We start from the raw sequence: 15,754 nt of genomic DNA, 5'->3' as shown, positions 1-15,754 counted from the left end.
GCCATCCAAAACTTATTAGATCCTTTTCATTCAAAGTACAGATATTGTTGCTGGCTTATCATATTTTTAATATGCAATGGCATTGTCACAAGTGAAGCCCCTACGAAACAGAACTGAAAACGGATCAATCTATAACTAAAAAAATTAATATTGAATATGAAAACTAACTCAAAATCTGGCAGGAGTCCCTTGCTCTGGATGGGCGTAGTCGCTGTGATTGCAGTGATGGCTTTGATCGGCATCGTAGCCTTGCGTAGTGTCGGGGGCGGCACACATGCTCCGCTGCCTGTGGCCGACTTCGCGCAAACTCCGAAAAACTTTTCGGGTAACCGCTACGAATTCGAGGGGCGCATTGATCGTCAGCTCGGATTTGAAGAAGGGGTAGGGCGCATTATCTTGACGCAAGCTGTGGATGATGAGTCCCCCGTGCCGCTCTATGTTGCTGCGGAGCATGACAATTTTAGCCCGAACCCTGGGCAGGTCTATCGTTTCTCGCTCCGGGTTGACGGTGATGGAATCCTTAACGTTGAAGAATATGAAAAACTGTAAACTATTTCAGAACGTAGCGGTGTGCTTTAGCCACCGTATATCTTTAGGCGTAAGGAGCTTCGGAACAGTGGCTAAAGCACCCCTAGGGCATTTTACACACCGCTACGCTTGGCTACTGCTGGCAACTTCTGTCGTCACGCTGAGTGCGCAAGACTCCGAAACTCCAGTCGAAGCCACTCCATCGTCAGCACCTGCGCCCGCATCCGAACCACGGCAGTCATCTACATCGTCGAGAGATGACTCCGCCGGTGTGCAAAGCACTCTGGATTCGTTCAATCTCGGGAGTGGCGCAATGGATTGGCGAGGCAAGCAATTCAATCTCGGGGATGCGGAAATGGCGCAGGCGCGATTTGAAAAATATCTGAACTCTCCGCCTTCGACATCAGAAGAGGACCTCACCTATGATACCTTGTTGACGGAAATCTCCCATCGATTGATCGGTAAAGGGGGCGGCACGGATACGCAACGCGTGAGTGAAGCTTGGCGTATGCTTTACCGCGCGTCTGAGTTTCCGATGGATGCGGGGCTGAGTGAAATTCTTGCAGACAGGATTGTCAGTTTTTGGCAGACCAATAATAAAGTCGCCGCTCTTGGTTTACAAACCGAGCGTTTAGAGACGGATCGTCAGTACCGTGAGTCGAAGATCCGTTCGATTGCGGATCAAGACCGTAACGAGTTTATTCGGCTTACGCGAGGTACTGGAAACCAAGATGCCGCTCCACCTCCCTCTATGGATCATTTGAGTGAGCCAGAGAGGAAGCGGTTGGAACAGATCGAAGAAAAAATCGAAGAGAATGAAAGTTATGAAGCGGCTTCTAGAATCACTCAGAAACTGGAATATCAGAGCTTGATCGTGCAATTCTTCGTTCAGCGTCGATTTCAGCACGCATTAATCGCCAATGATTTCTATCGTTACATGTTTAATGCCGAAGACAATGCACTCGAAGGTGCGGATGCATTGAAAGGGCAGGTCTTTGGAGACTTGGACGTGAAGATCACCACCTCAACACTGGATGCCCTTTCGAAAGAAGCTGTTTCCGACGTAGAAAGCAGTCTGGACACCATCAATTTCCTGCTGGAGCAAGGTGAAATTCACAATGCGACAAAGCGCCTGATGGAGGCTTTCTATCTCGGTGAATACCTGCCTGCCATTAAACGTTACCCACTGGATAAGAAGCGCAAGATTGCTGGTTACATCCGCGACTTGACGAGCTTGGCCAGTTCCTTGGAAGTGAAGAGCTTTGACCGTGCCGAAAAGAAACTGGAAGAGATTGAAGGCTACGTCCAAGATTTTGACGGGGGCAAGGCGGACGCCTTTATTCAGACTTCGAAGCAACTGAGTAATCTCGCCATACAGCGCGCACTGAGTGCCGCTTACGAGCAAGACCGCAGCGGCATCGAAGCAGGATTGGAAGAAGCCGTAAAATACTGGCCGACTAATCCTGGAATTCAGGAGTTCTCAAACAAACTGCTGGAAAAGACCGATATTAAAGACATGGCCGCGCTGGATTTTGACCGCTTCATCAAACAGGACGATTACAGGGCGATATTCAACGACCGCTTTCGCTTCGCGGCTGCGCTTGCCATGGATGAGGGGCGTAACGTGGAGTTTCTTGATATTATGAAGCGGATGGAAGTGATTGAATCAGCAATGGCTCAGGCTCAGGAGCTCTCACGGATACAAAATACCTTTGGAGCCTGGGAGGTCCTGGAGCGCGTCTATCGCGAATACCCCGAAGATCAGGAACTCAATCGCCTGCGTGGTGACTATGCCGTGAAAGCGGCTCAGTTCGCCTCCGTCATCGCCAAGGCCGAGCAAGCGCGCAAGAAGGAAGACTTCGGTCAAGCACTGTTCGCTTATCTGGAAGCCCAGAAGTTGTATCCCGCTAGCTTCTTTGTCGAGGAGGGCATTCAGGAATCCGTGAATGCTATCCTGGAGGATAGGAGTGACCTTTCAGGGCAGGACGTAGCGATTGAACCGTCTGAGGCCGAAGTGTAATTCAAGTGTGCTGATGTTTTATCTTTCGTTCGAGACAACCAAGCTATCAGCTAACGCTAAAAATAAAGATTCGATTTGATGATTTCCTATAATCATAAAGCGTTCCTTAGTGGTATCTTGCTTAGTCTACTTTCGATGAGTTCGTATGCCTCTTCATCTGAAGAAATCTACGAACTCGTCGAGCCGACGAAGCTCGTAAGAATGACAGATGACTAGTCTGAATAGACTAGTTAAAAGATTTGGCTCACAATGCTTAGTCTATTGTTTGTTGCCGTTGGATGGACGACGCAATGAGCCAATTAGATAAAATAATCAAAAATGCATTTCTATATCCGCTGCTGGTAGCAGCGCTGTTCGGGGTGAATCCCGCTCAGGCAGAACTCAAGTTTGAGAGGACGGTGATCGAAGACACGGTCTCGCCGGATTCGAAAAGCTACCCTTTCGAGTTTGCTTTCAAGAATGAGGGGGGCTCAGCAGTGGAGATCAGCAAGATCAAGACAAGCTGTGGTTGCACGACAGCTAAACTCGATAAGAAGGTCTACGCGGCGGGTGAGTCGGGAGTGATCAAAGGGACATTTTCTGTGGGTGATCGTAAGGGCTTGCAGCAGAATTCAATTTCGGTGCTTACTGAAGATTTAGGGCAACCTGTTATCGAGCTAGGTTTATCCTTGGCGATTCCTCAAATGATCACAATGAAGCCAGGCCTGCTCCTCTGGCGTGTCGGTGCAGACACTGAGGCGAAAACTTTGAGCATAATTCCTAATAAAGAGCTAGGTGTAAAAATTCTCTCAATCGAAACGGATGACTCATCTTTCACGATTGAGCGCTCGTCTTCCAGTGCCAGCGGCGAGTATCTGGCGTCTGTGATGCCGAAGAGTCTTGATTCGCAGGGGCGGTCTTTGATCCGTGTCCAAGTCGCTCAAGAGGACAGCCCGAAAAAGGTGTCTACATTTTTTGCTCACGCCATTGTTCGTTAAACTCTCTTTTTTCTATGAGACGCCTCTTCAAATTTAACCTTATGTTTCTGCTACTAATTGGCTCGGTGGTTCAGACATTTGCTGAGGATGTGTATGACTGGCACGCTAGGGATGCTCGTGGCGATGAGGTCGCGGTTCTAGTGCTTTGCCCTGGTATGAACTCCGACGGTGCGCATTTTCTATCTGAGGAGCCTTGGGTCACGTTCGCGGAGGATCATGGATTGGGAATCATCGCAGTCAATTTTTCATCCGATCCCGAACGCATGTATGGTGTCGAGCAAGCAGGTTACTACTGGCCAGAGCAAGGTTCAGGCACGGCACTGCTTGATGCGATTGATTCGACTTACGGTAGGGATTTACCGATTCTGATCTACGGTTTCTCCGGAGGCGCGCATTTCACAAGTCGGTTTGTTGAATGGGTGCCTGAGCGTGTGCTCACCTGGGCGGCCTATTCAGCGCAATTCTGGGATGATCCGCTCGCTTCTGAAACGTCGCCTCCCGGTATAGTCGCCTGCGGTGAATTGGATAGCGCACGCTGGTTTCCCAGTTTCAGTTATTTCTATAAAGGTCGAGAGCTGGGGAAGCCTTGGACGTGGGTTAGTATTGCCGAGACAGGTCATCATCGTAAAGGGGCGTTCGAGACCTTTGTTCGCGCATATTTCTCACAAATCATGAACTCCAACTTCGTTACTTCTGAACCGTTCGTCGATGTTGATACTGAGCAAGTCCAAACAGCCGACGATTCAAGCTTTCAGCCAGGGCTCTTATCTTGGCTACCAAATTCCGACCTGCTTCCTCAGTGGCAGAAACTTCACCATCAATAACCAAACCAACAAATTATGAAAACACGTTTCCGCACATTCCTCACTCTCTTTGTAGGTCTCGTTCTCTTCGGCAGTTCCGCACTGGCGACAACTTGCACGCCGCCCTGTGACTCGAGCGACCCAAGTCGTCCTTGTGATTGCGATTCAATGTCGAGTGAGATCATTGACTAGTTCGAGTATTTGAACTTTTAAACATGTCTCGACTTTCCAGTTTACTGAAGAGCGCATTGCTTGCTCTACTCGCCGCTACTAGCGGTGCGGTGATTGTGGGAGCGCAAGGCTTGTTGCTCGGCTCGCGTCCCAATGTTTTGGGTAATGCCAACCAGTTCGGCTATGCGCGTATCGTCAAAGAACTCGGCAGCTTTCCGCTAGGCGAAAGCCGATCACTGCCAGTGTCGCTCGTCTTCAGCAGTGACCCTTCGATTGAACCCGGGTTGTTGGGGCCAGGGTGGAGCCTGCCACTGTTCGACTCGACGGCTTACCGTTCCCGGCGGGGTGTTTTGGTCTGGGAGTCGCCCGACGAATACCGGCGTTTCTTTGTCGCCGACAGTCAGGCCGAGGTTCGCCGTGATGAGAATGGCTACGTCAGCCAAAAGACGGATTGGGTGGCAGTTGAACATGAACGCCGTGGCTCCATTCGGATCATGTCGGTCAAAGACCCTGAGCAGATGTTCGAATATCGGGATGGACAGCTCTTTGAGTTTTGCTACGGGAAAGGCACTCCGACTTACGCCGTGGTATATGGCGGACGCGGCAACCTACGCCGCGTGTTCGACCGTGACACCCAGCGCACGGTAATGGAAGTCCGCTACTCGGGATCGGATGTGCAGGAGTTGGTTGTCGGTGAGCAATCGACCGAAGTGCAGATGGGTGAAGGTGATTGGACGGTTCCGGACGGCAAGGTCAATTACCGTAACTACCGGGTGAGTTTTCTCCTCCGCTTAGGTAGCGAAGCCGATGGTGAACGCTACAGCTATACCAAAGATGATACTGTGACGCGTGCTGTCGCCAAAGGGCAACGTCTCGCAGTGAACCGATTGACATTGGAGGACTCTGGGCGTGAAAGCTGGTTATCCTATGAGGCGCAAAGCGGGTTGATAGTGGCTGACTCTGGCGGAGTATACACGGTGCAAAATGATGCCTATAATCCGTTCGTTGAAGCGGAGAAAGGTCAGCCGCGGGTGTCGCCTCGATTAGTCAAAATCGAACGTCAGCCTAACTCAGGCGGCAAGCCTGAGATGTGGTCGCGCGATTGGCCAAAAGGACTGGAAACATTTACCGAGCCAGATGGAAAATTAACCCGTCGAACATGGATCATGGCTAACGGGGCTGCTTACGGTAAGTTGAGGCGCATCGAAGAGCAGGTCGACGGAAAATGGGAGATGGTCAAGATGATGACTTATCGGCCAGATGGTAAGTTGCTCAGGGAAATTGATAAGACAGGCAAAATGATAGTCCATGAATATGCAAAGGATGGAGCCTTGAACAGAACGAAGATAAATGGAGTTGTCTCGTATCTACAGAGTGAAAACCTAGGAAGCTCGCTAATCATAGAAAAGCTGTCGGCAACAAAAACTTTGACTACTCGAATTACGAACAATGTTTCCATCCAGATCATCGAAGACAGTGCAAGTAATCAGAAAGTATACCTCATTAATAATCATGAAAATCAAATATCATTCAATGACTAGAAAGCTTACGCTTTTTTATCTTGCTGTAATTTTCCAGCAATCAGCCGGATTGTTTTCAACGCCAACGCATTATTTTGCAGCCGATGGCGATACGATTGCTGTTGTCCAGCCGCATTCGGGAATGGATAATTCTTGGGGCATACATAACCCCACTCGTACAGTTTCTTATGATAGTGAAATCAGTGTACCCACTGGTGGGCCAAACGACGATGGGGAATATTGCCATCGGGTAAGTCTTTTGTATGGTTCTTCTAACGTAACAATAGCGCTCGGGACTCAATCATTTTGGTTGCACACTTGGGCAAATCATTCGTGTCAAAGTGAGTTGCAAGCCTGGTCTGACCATGCTGCGTTAGTCAGAGAGCATGAGTTTGGGCACAGGGATGCGAATGATGATTGGACGTCAGAATCACTTTTAGTAGAGGCTCCGGCGAAAGGTCGGGCGCAGCATCTATTGGATAGTTATGGACTTATTGGTAGCAGCGTAGGAGATACTCCAGCAGAAGCTGAAGATGACGCGGAGAGTAAGTTTGACGTTCTCTGGGATGCGTTTGAGCAAGTGATAATTGCTGAGCACAATCTCATTCACGCTCAGTATCATTCACGTGTTGGAGGAGAGACTGAACCAGACAGGTCTAAGACTTGCGATTAAGGAGTGTGGTGCTTATGAATTTTATAGTAAAGAAGTTGATGCTGGTCGGGATATTTTTCGTTGCTACGGCATATTCTGAAACGACTGAAGATATTCTAGCAGATTATATTAACAGATACAGTTTAAGTATCGAATTCGAAGGTCTGGCGGAAGAAGCAAAAAGTGGTTGTCCTTCTTTGGTTATTACATCAACAGATTCAAGCCAGCTTACGTGGCGAGTTGAATCACTTTGGCGTGATGTTTCGATTCGATTTAAAATAAGATATCTAAACGATGAGGGAAAGCGTGATCGCGCTCGATGGTTTAGTACCACCACATTTTTGCCCACTGGAGCGAGCGTCGACGAAAATGGAATTGTTGATACCTTCGATCAGAGTGCATTTGGCGTCAGCCTAGTTGATACAGCGAAAGACAGGATTTTTCTATGTCCTCACCTAGAATGGTTTAAGCAGTCATTAGTGGGGTTTATTCATGATTCGCCTAAGCTTAAACTTGAAACAATACAATCCATAGAACTGCAGTTCGGATTTAAAGACCTTTTAGTCATATCAAATGTTTCAGAAGACGCTGGGATCTATTTTTACACAAAAGAGTTTATATTAGATGGTGAGGCTTTAGACAAATTCATTCTTTTATTAGCAGAATACTACCTAGATGGGTGATGGTAGCGATATTTATGTCTTGCTCTGACGATTGCTAAAAGCGGCGGCTAAGAGAGATCATAAAGCGTCTGCCTTCCGCTGAGTAGAGCGAGGCATCATAACCGTCTGCAAAAGCGCCGGCGGCGAAGGGAGGGGCTTCGTCGGTGACGTTCTCGATTCCGATAGTCAATGTGCTATCTTTGAGCAGCCAAGGGGAATCTGAACTCCAGGCGTATTGAGCGGCGAGGTCGAGCGAAGACCAAGCGTCGATCTTCCGGCTTGTATTGTTGGAGGTGAATGAAGAATTGTCGTCGAGTGAGTGGATATAGTTGATTGTCGCGGCTACGGTCAGTTGCTGGTGTGCCCAAGTGAAGCGTGCGTAGCCCTTGTATTCAGGTATTGATCCGGGGCCGGCGATGTTCTCGTTGGATGCTCGTGGGTCGACCAGGCGTCCTAGATAAGAGACGTAAGGGGAGTTGGATGTGGTCTTGATGTCGTAATTGAACACGTGGTTCACGCCCAACTCAGCCTTGAGTAAACCTGTCGTCGTGGGGTGGGTATAGCTGACTGTCAAGTCGATGCCGTCAGTCTTGACCTCTGCGGCATTGAACCAGTTTGCGTAAACTAGGAAAAGCTTACCGTTGCCGTCGCGCAGGGCGCCTCCGGCGTTTTGATTCACGACGTCTTGCCCACTGTTGACGATGGAATCTTCGGTGCGGAGATGATAATAGTTCAGGTTCAGTTTCCAACCTCGACCTGGATGTGGCTGGTAGGCGAATCCGAGGTGGACGCTTTCCGATGTTTCGGGTTCTAGATCTGGGTTCCCGCTGATGAAGGTGTAGACACGTGTCGCTGCGGGCGTCTGTCCGGTCGGGTCGTCGTAAATATATGAGGCCAATTGATCGCCTCCATCGCTTTCGGTCAAAGTCGGCGCTCGGAAGGAGGTGCCATATGAGAGATAGAAACTGAGGGCGCTATTAGGTTCATAGAACAGGCTACTTTTATAAACAAAAGCTTCATACTGGTTGGCTGGTGCGCCCGCAGAGGTCGATTGGTCGTGGTAAGCTTCGTAGCGCCCTGACAATTGTAGATCGAGCGAGTGCGAGCCTTGCTGAACGAGCGGAATATTCGATTCTAGGTAGAGTGCGGCGACTTCACGCTCGGCTCCGAATGAAGCGGCCTGTATGCCGCCGAGGTTGTTGCCGCTTTCAAAGAGATCGTCAATGGCGACTTGGATCTCTTCGGATCGAAATTCCAAGCCGGTCGCGACATCAATCAGGCCGGCATCCAGTTCAAATGGGCTGCCAGTCAGCTTAATATCGTAGGTCCAGAACGTCTCATCAAATTCGTTGACGGGGTGGCGCTCGGCGGCTTGGAGCGCGGTTGCGTTGTCGTAGCCAGTGCCTGTCGCGAAGGCATTGGCAAAGGGGTTAAAGGAGCCATCGTTGATCGTGCTAATGACGGTGTCGCTGTCTGCGATCCCTGAATAATGGTCATCTTGCTCGGTTCGGATGTAGAGTAGGGCAGTTTCCCAATTCCATTCTTCGATATCGCCACGCAATCCGAGTAGTCCGCGAAAGGCGTCTTTCGCTTGTTTGTATTCCAGGTTACCGAGCTCGAAACTGCGGTAGTTGAGCTGCGACAGATTATTAGGGTCTATGTCGGCAGGGCGATAGGGGCTGTTTTTCGCCGCGTCCAGAATGCCGGGGTTGTAGGCGGAACTGGACCAAGGTGCTGGTGCGAGGCCGTTGTTGAATTGGGAGCGTGTGAAGAGTAGTTCGCTCCAGACTTCTATGGCGGGGTTGATTTGGTGGCTGATCTGCGCCATGACGTTTTTACGCTCTATCTCTGGGATTGATGGGGCGCTGGCGCTGAAATTGTAGAGATCTTCAGAGCTGTCGAATACGCGATAATCATTGATGCTGACGGGGGCGCTGACTCCGTCTTTGAGGATATATTCCGTGCCTGCGTATTGGATACGCCCTGGGAACGTCGGGCTACCTTGATTTTGCCCGCCTTGGGCACGCCGGTCTGCGTTATCTGATATGCCGCGATCACGGGCATAGATCGCGTTGCGTTGATACCAGCTTCCGGCGAGAACGAAGTGCGTATGCTCTCCGATAGCCTGTCCGGTGATGAAAGCGACCTGCTTCTCGGAGGCGTCCCCCTCGCTGGTATCACTGTAGAGAGTTTCGATTTTGCTCTCGGTCCACGAATCATGCAGAAGAATATTGACTGTGCCAGCCACGGCGTCCGAGCCGTAGGGCACGGAAGTGCCGTCGGCCATAATCTGGATTTCACGAATGGCCACGCTCGGGATCAGGTTGAGGTCGGCAAATCCGCCGTGTTCGAAGCCGCGTGAGCTGTTGCCACCTGCACGGCGCCCGTCTATTAGCGTCAAAGTGGACAGGTTGCCTAAGCCGTGGATGTTGGCATCGGCGGAACCCGAGCCGCTGTTGCTTTCGTTCTCGTTATTTGCGAATCCAAATGAATAGGGCAGGTCGCGGATCGCCTGCGCTGGTGTGGGATCGCCCCAAAGCTCTAGCTCGCTCGAATCAACTGTCGTGTGTGGAATGGCCTGATTGTGGATATCCAAATGGCTGCCCGTGACAGTGAGCGTCGGGAGTTTCAGTATTCGTTCGTCCGTATCTACGGCGACAGCAAGGCTATTGGGAATGGCAATGTATAAGAGCGACAGGGGAGTGCGAAAGCCATGGGTCTAGGTCTAAATTCGTTTCAGAGCTAGATAGAAAGAGGTGAAGCAGGCATTAAGCAAACAGTTAATTTTAGCTAGTTAGCTTGATCGTTTTTCAGTGAATCTGGTCAAGCACTTCGTGAATGGCCGCTTTGATATCTGCCTCCGGAGCTGTTTGTTTGACTGCATTGGACAGCCGGTAGAGTTTGTCTGTTAATTCCACGTCTTTTCGGATGGATGTCAGCCCGATGAGCTTATGGATGATGTCTGGTAGCCTGGGGATGTCTTTACAGTTCCATGCTTGTTGAAGTTCTTGAAGCCCCTCTTTAACGCTTTGATTGTAATTGGTTTCGAGTTCCGCCATTACGGTTGAGTCTCCGTTGGCAATGTAGTCCAGCATGCTGGATGGTGCATTTGATTCAAAAATACGATGATGACCTAGCAGGCAGATCAGTTTCGAAGGCTCTAGTGGTTTTTCCAGGAAATGGTCGAATCCTGCATCAAGGCATTTTTGCTCCATTTCGGGGGTGTTGTATGCGCTAAGTGCAATCAATTTTGGCGGATTGTCGGGTTGGTCCGCCAAATACTGTCGGACGACGTCCATACCAGTCAATCCTGGCATGTTGACATCGAGTAGCGCAAGTTCGCATTGACACTCACTAAGATGTAGCAAGGCCTCTTGGCCATTGCTGACTGTATGGGCTTTCGCGCCCATCCTCTTGAGAATCTCCGAGTGGAGATAGCGATTAAAGTCCAGATCGTCTGCGACAAGAGCGCTCTGTCCATCGAGTAGCTTGGGATTTGTATTTATGCGCTTTGAGGTGACTGCTGCATAGTGATCTAGCTCCAGCGAAATCTTGAGTAGGAAGCGTGCTCCCGTTGTGTAACTTGGGTCGAGATTAAGAGTGCCACCCATTAGTTTCGCCATCTCCGAGGCAATGGCTAGTCCTAATCCTGTGCCAGGGATGCTACTCTCACCAGGACGCGATAGGCGAGTGAACTCTTCGAATATGTATGAACGCTTATCCTCTGGAATACCTGGGCCAGTGTCTGTGACTTCGAATGTCGCTAAGACTGTGTCCTCATCTTTTTGATGGCTCAGTTTCAGGCTGACCGATCCCTTGTCCGTATATTTAAGAGCGTTCGATACCAGATTGGCCAGTATCTGTCTGAGCAGCACGGGGTCGCCTTTGCAGTAGCAAGGGCGATCGGGGGTCTCGCTGACCAGGCTTAAGCCCTTTGAGTAGGCCATACTGCGATGCATATCGACTACATCGTCGAGTAGTTTGTAGACTTCAATGGTTTCAATTCGTGCGCGAAGCTTGCCGGATTCTAGGCTCGAATAATCCAGTGTTTGTCCCAGCAACTGGTGGAGGTGGCTAGTGCTGGTATATAAATGAGTTACTTCCTTGGATTTATTTCCAAGCTGTGATTCATTCTCGTGCATGAGGCGTACGATGCCTAAAATGCCATTGAGCGGATTCCGAATCTCATGGCTCATGCTGGCTAGAAAGTTCTGCTTTGTCCGGTAGGATTGCTCTAGCTCCAGCTTTTGGCTCTCAATTTTACACGTACGCTCGTTGATTAGTTCTTCTAGTTCCTCATTTCGCTGGGTCAGATGCTGATTTCGGAGTCTAATCAAATACCATACAGAGAACGCGAGCGTAACGCATCCGGCTGCGTAGGCGTAAGTTGTTCGATACCATGGCGGATGTATCAAGAAACCGAAACTGCTTATTGTGCCATTTCGCCCGAATTCATCGATCGCCCTGACCTCAAATCTGTAGCTGCCCTCATGTAGGTTAGTGAAATCGCTGAAAGTTTCTTGGCTGAACTCAGACCACTTTTCGTTAAACCCAATCAGCCTTGTTTGGTAGCCATCAACCGCAATTGTGGATGGCGGGCTCGCGTATTCGATTCGCAGCGACTGTTGTGGATACTCCCATTCGTAGGACTCGTTAACCGAGCCTGCGCCTCCAAAGTATGTTTTTGATTTCGAGCGTTCACGGATTGTGGTGATGACAGTCGGCAACAGTTGAATCCGTGACAGGGCGGAGAGGTCATAGCGTAATAGACTCTGGCTGCCTCCCACCCAAAGCACTTCAGTGCCGTCTGTCTCTTGGTGTAGGAGTGCTTCGACCTTCCCAGCCTGATTGAGCGAGGGTAAGTTCCATGGTTCCCATCGGAGCTTGCCTTTCGCGTCTAGAATAAGTCTCCCGACTCGGTTTTTCTTTTTCCCTTGGCTGTTGTATGTTTCCAATCGCAATGCCCAGCCTGAGCCATCTGCAAGGGGGCAAGATTCTAGTCCGTAAGCGTCGGAACCTAGGTTGTTACCCAGTACTGGGACGTAATGAAACATTTGCGTGTCATTGTCGTAGCAGTAGAGCCCTTGGTCGGATATGACGATCACTGTGTCTTGAATGCTCAGGCAATGGGCCCAGATGAATCCATCTGATAGTCCGTGCTCAGCTCCTAGGGGATACAACACTTTCCATTCGCTATTGCTTGAGTATCGGTTCGGTGAATTGGCTATATACACTGATCCCTTAGAATCTGAAATCATCAATCTAGAGTCGGATAGCTCGATGAGAGAAGCCGCTCCAGAATTGAAATTTTGGAGAGTATCCAGCATTTTCCAGCTCTCATTTATTTTCTTCCAGATACTGACTTTAGGAACGTCTGCTGTGTAGATTGAGTCAGGGGTTAGTTTACTCGGGAATATTGATGTGATTGCCCTGGCGCTTGGTGTTGAAGACTTGGAACTTTGGCTATTGAGGCTTCTTAGTGCGGATGTTGTGCCATAAACCAAATCTTCATTCACGCGTTCGATGTCCCACAGTGATGCGGCCTCATCGAGCACTCTCAGTGCAGGCCATTGGTTTTGGTTCTTACGTGGTATTGATTTTAATTTGTGTCCAGTTGTGTAGTAGATTTGATTGTGAGCACTGAGGATGTCTTGTGTTCCCTCATTTATGAATGTGAGGAACCTATTTTTTATTTGATACACTTTGTCGACTCCCACCACCCAGATACTGCCATCGCGACTCTCGAAAGTTTTATAGATGGGCTTTGGATTGACAGCGACTTGATTTGTGACTGCCCCCGTTTGATCTAGGAGTTTAAGTCCTTGGGCAATCGTTCCGATTGCAAGATCTCCATTTTTGAGCCTTACCGCGTGTGTAATTTTGGTTTGATGTATATCATACTGGCTTCGAGTCAGATGTTGGTCCTTAAGCCAGAATAGGCCATTGGATACAGTAACGCATAGAAGTCCCCTTTCGGTATGATCGATGATATTTATTATGCCGGAGGCAATTTCGGGCGTGTCTGACACTATTAGTTCAAAATCATTTTCACTAAACCTGTATAGCCCTTTTCCACGGTCATGAATGTAGAGCTCATTGTCGTGCCAGCTTGGTAGAATTCGTCTCTCGTCTAGAAATGCCCAAGTCTTCCACTTTTCATTCTCCCATTGTAGAACATAATTTGATGTAATTAGAAAGATGCAGTCTTGGAAGTGTTTAATTTTCCAAAACGTGCCTAGGTTTCGATTTTCTGGCAGCGAACGTAGTGATTCAGTGAGATCGATGAATTGGTATGTGTTGTTATCCTCGGAGTCGTAGTAGCCGATGGAACCGATGCCAGCGATCCAAATTCTATCCTTCGTATCTATTGTGGCGGACGTAATTAATGAGGCATAGCCAGTTGCGGGCATCCCGCTCCATTTTTCTCCATCGTATTTTAATAGTCCTGCTTCGTTGATTAGAAAGATTGTGCCTGAAGGAACTTGTAGGATATCGCTGGAAATTGAGCCGCCTCCGTGGTCATCGTTAGTGAATTCTTCGATGAATAGACTGGTTGTTTGAGCTTTTAATACTTGAAGGCAATGAATCGCGATCAGCGTAAGGATGATAATCCACTTATAAAACTCACTATTCGAGACAGTTGTCATTTTTCGATTTGAAAATTAGGGTTACTTCTTGACTGTAGTCTAACTGGACTAGTGGTGTGGTTTGTTTATCTCAAATAATGAGGCATAAGTGCAGTGCTCTCACAATGAGGGTATAACTGAAAGGATTAAAACAATATGAAATCATTATTAAGCACTCTCTGTTTAAACTTGGGGCTAAGCAAGCTAGCAACACGTATTGACTCTGCGGTCAATCGTTCTGTTGAGCAAAAGTCTGTGAATGCTGCCATGCCAACATGTTTGCCTACTGTAGAAGGAGTGAGTGTCTAGCTCTATTGAGGTAAAGATCAAATCAGTGTCTGAGTCTAGACGTTTGCACGTGTAGGCTCAGATGCTTTATTATATTTGCCATTATGTTGAGTTTAGCCCCCATACGATACGCTCAGGTAATGCGAGCGCAGGGCGGTCCCATTGATCGCCTTGAGCACACTGTCGGTCAGATTTGGGGGAAGCCCCGGGTGCAGGCGGTGGCTTATCTTCGCGAAGAACTTGTGCCCATAGAATTTTCTCAGAATCGAGTGTCAGAGCAACCAGATGGAGCGGGAGCTCATGAAACGCAGCAAGTTGCCTGTCACATGGCGATTTCTGAGGCACTTGAACGGTGGGCGGTGTATCATTGTCGCGGTTCTGAGGTAGACGATGCCGGAGGAATGGACCTAGACAGCAGTTCTAATGGGTTTGCGGCCTTTCCTGGGCTATTCAAGCGTCAAGCACGTGCCGCCGCATTTCGTGAATCTATTGAGCGGCATTGCCTGATTTCTTGGTGGGAAGAATTGCTGGGACATCGAAGTTTACCTGACCCTCTCGCTGGCGTGACTGCGATTAATCTAGAAAACCCCTTTAGCCGACATGAGGTGGCACTTCTTTGGACTGAAGTCGAAGGCCGATACGCCTACGCCTTCGGTGCTGGCAGCAACGAGTCGCATGCGATTCAACGTGCGCTTGTTGAGCTGGATCGAACGATGCAGTTGCTGCAGGTATTGAGTCCTGAAAAGATGGCTGACTATCGATGCAATCCATGTACGGGTGACGTCTTTGAACGTCGTATTGTCTTTTTTGCATCGGAGGCGGGCAGGCATCGCTTTATGAAGCGGCTCGCCTCGATGAGAAAAGTTGGAGCTCCTAAAATGAATTTACTGTTTGATGCCGCAGTCAATGGGCCCTGGGATCGATATGCAAGCGTTTGGCGTACAGTCATCGAAGCACCGAGCCGAGAGTATTTGAGTGACTCGGATGATTATTTCTTTTGGTAAGCTGCTTTTAGTCTGGAGGCCTGTCGTTGTTAATGCTTGTTTTAATGAAACAAGATGATGAAAGCTTTGGTTGTTGAAGATGAAGGGCTTACGCGCGACTTATTGTCTAGCTTGTTGAAGCGCGAGTTTGATTTTGACGAAATTGCTCAGGCGTCAGATGGCGATGAGGCTTGGCAGCTCTTTCTAGGGGATGAATATACGTTCATAATGATTGATTTGATCATACCCAAACTGGACGGGTTAAAGCTCGCTCGTAGAATTTTAGAGCATGATCGAGGGCAAAAGATCATTGTATTATCAAGTGAGTGTGACGATTACACTGTAAAAGAAGTGAGTCGAAGTGGGATTTTTGGTTATATAGATAAACCTGGTATGTCTGAGTTCGTATTGTTAGAGGCGATTCGGACTGTTGAACAAAGCCGCTACGCGGCGCGTGTGTATTTTAAGGTTTTCGAGAGTTAAAGGTGGGAGCCGAGCGGTCAGGCTCAGCTCCCTATGTCTAA

11 protein-coding genes are annotated in these 15,754 nt (G+C 49.0%); 9 read left to right on the top strand and 2 right to left on the bottom strand.

Translation table 11 applies throughout. The features are described 5' to 3' along the window. Positions 1–156: 156 nt before the first annotated feature. From QEH59_RS17370 to QEH59_RS17340, 7 genes are all read left to right on the top strand, one after another. A complete protein-coding gene (locus QEH59_RS17370) occupies positions 157–549 on the top strand; it encodes a hypothetical protein (protein WP_308986653.1) in 393 nt (130 codons plus the stop codon). Between the two features lie 67 nt (positions 550–616). Then, the gene (locus tag QEH59_RS17365) at positions 617–2,548 is read left to right on the top strand and encodes a hypothetical protein (protein ID WP_308986652.1); all 1,932 of its coding nucleotides are present in this window, start codon (positions 617–619) and stop codon (positions 2,546–2,548) included. Positions 2,549–2,838: 290 nt separating this feature from the next. Continuing rightward, positions 2,839–3,525: a DUF1573 domain-containing protein gene (locus QEH59_RS17360; RefSeq protein ID WP_308986651.1), complete on the top strand. Its 687-nt coding sequence runs from the start codon at positions 2,839–2,841 to the stop codon at positions 3,523–3,525. Between the two features lie 41 nt (positions 3,526–3,566). Continuing rightward, a complete protein-coding gene (locus QEH59_RS17355) occupies positions 3,567–4,349 on the top strand; it encodes a hypothetical protein (protein ID WP_308986650.1) in 783 nt (260 codons plus the stop codon). 194 nt (positions 4,350–4,543) lie between these two features. Beyond that, positions 4,544–6,040, top strand: coding sequence for a hypothetical protein (locus QEH59_RS17350; RefSeq protein WP_308986649.1), 1,497 nt, complete (start codon positions 4,544–4,546; stop codon positions 6,038–6,040). Next, positions 6,012–6,692 (top strand): hypothetical protein, encoded by a 681-nt coding sequence (locus tag QEH59_RS17345; RefSeq protein ID WP_308986648.1) that lies wholly within the window; start codon positions 6,012–6,014, stop codon positions 6,690–6,692. Before QEH59_RS17350 ends, QEH59_RS17345 begins: the two co-directional genes overlap by 29 nt. 14 nt (positions 6,693–6,706) lie before the next feature. Further along, positions 6,707–7,354 carry a hypothetical protein gene (locus QEH59_RS17340; RefSeq protein WP_308986647.1) on the top strand — a complete coding sequence of 216 codons (648 nt, stop codon included), beginning with the start codon at positions 6,707–6,709 and terminating at the stop codon, positions 7,352–7,354. A 34-nt stretch (positions 7,355–7,388) separates the two neighbouring features. On the opposite strand, the gene QEH59_RS17335 is transcribed toward QEH59_RS17340, so the two are convergent. Further along, on the bottom strand, positions 7,389–9,929 hold the full coding sequence (locus tag QEH59_RS17335; RefSeq protein ID WP_308986646.1) for a TonB-dependent receptor domain-containing protein: 2,541 nt from the start codon (positions 9,927–9,929) through the stop codon (positions 7,389–7,391). Positions 9,930–10,143: 214 nt separating this feature from the next. Further along, positions 10,144–13,980 carry an ATP-binding protein gene (locus QEH59_RS17330; protein WP_308986645.1) on the bottom strand — a complete coding sequence of 1,279 codons (3,837 nt, stop codon included), beginning with the start codon at positions 13,978–13,980 and terminating at the stop codon, positions 10,144–10,146. Positions 13,981–14,351: 371 nt separating this feature from the next. On the opposite strand from QEH59_RS17330, the gene QEH59_RS17325 reads away from it, so the two are divergent. Beyond that, positions 14,352–15,251, top strand: a complete 900-nt coding sequence (locus QEH59_RS17325; RefSeq protein WP_308986644.1) for a hypothetical protein — start codon at positions 14,352–14,354, stop codon at positions 15,249–15,251. Positions 15,252–15,305: 54 nt separating this feature from the next. Further along, positions 15,306–15,713, top strand: coding sequence for a response regulator (locus QEH59_RS17320; protein WP_308986643.1), 408 nt, complete (start codon positions 15,306–15,308; stop codon positions 15,711–15,713). The last annotated feature ends 41 nt before the right edge of the window (positions 15,714–15,754 follow it).

The sequence above is a fragment of the Thalassobacterium sedimentorum genome (assembly GCF_031127905.1).
GTDB classification, from domain to species: Bacteria; Verrucomicrobiota; Verrucomicrobiia; order Opitutales; family Coraliomargaritaceae; genus Thalassobacterium; species Thalassobacterium sedimentorum.
Note: the sequence above shows the minus strand (reverse complement) of the source record. Positions and strands in the feature narration are given on the sequence as shown.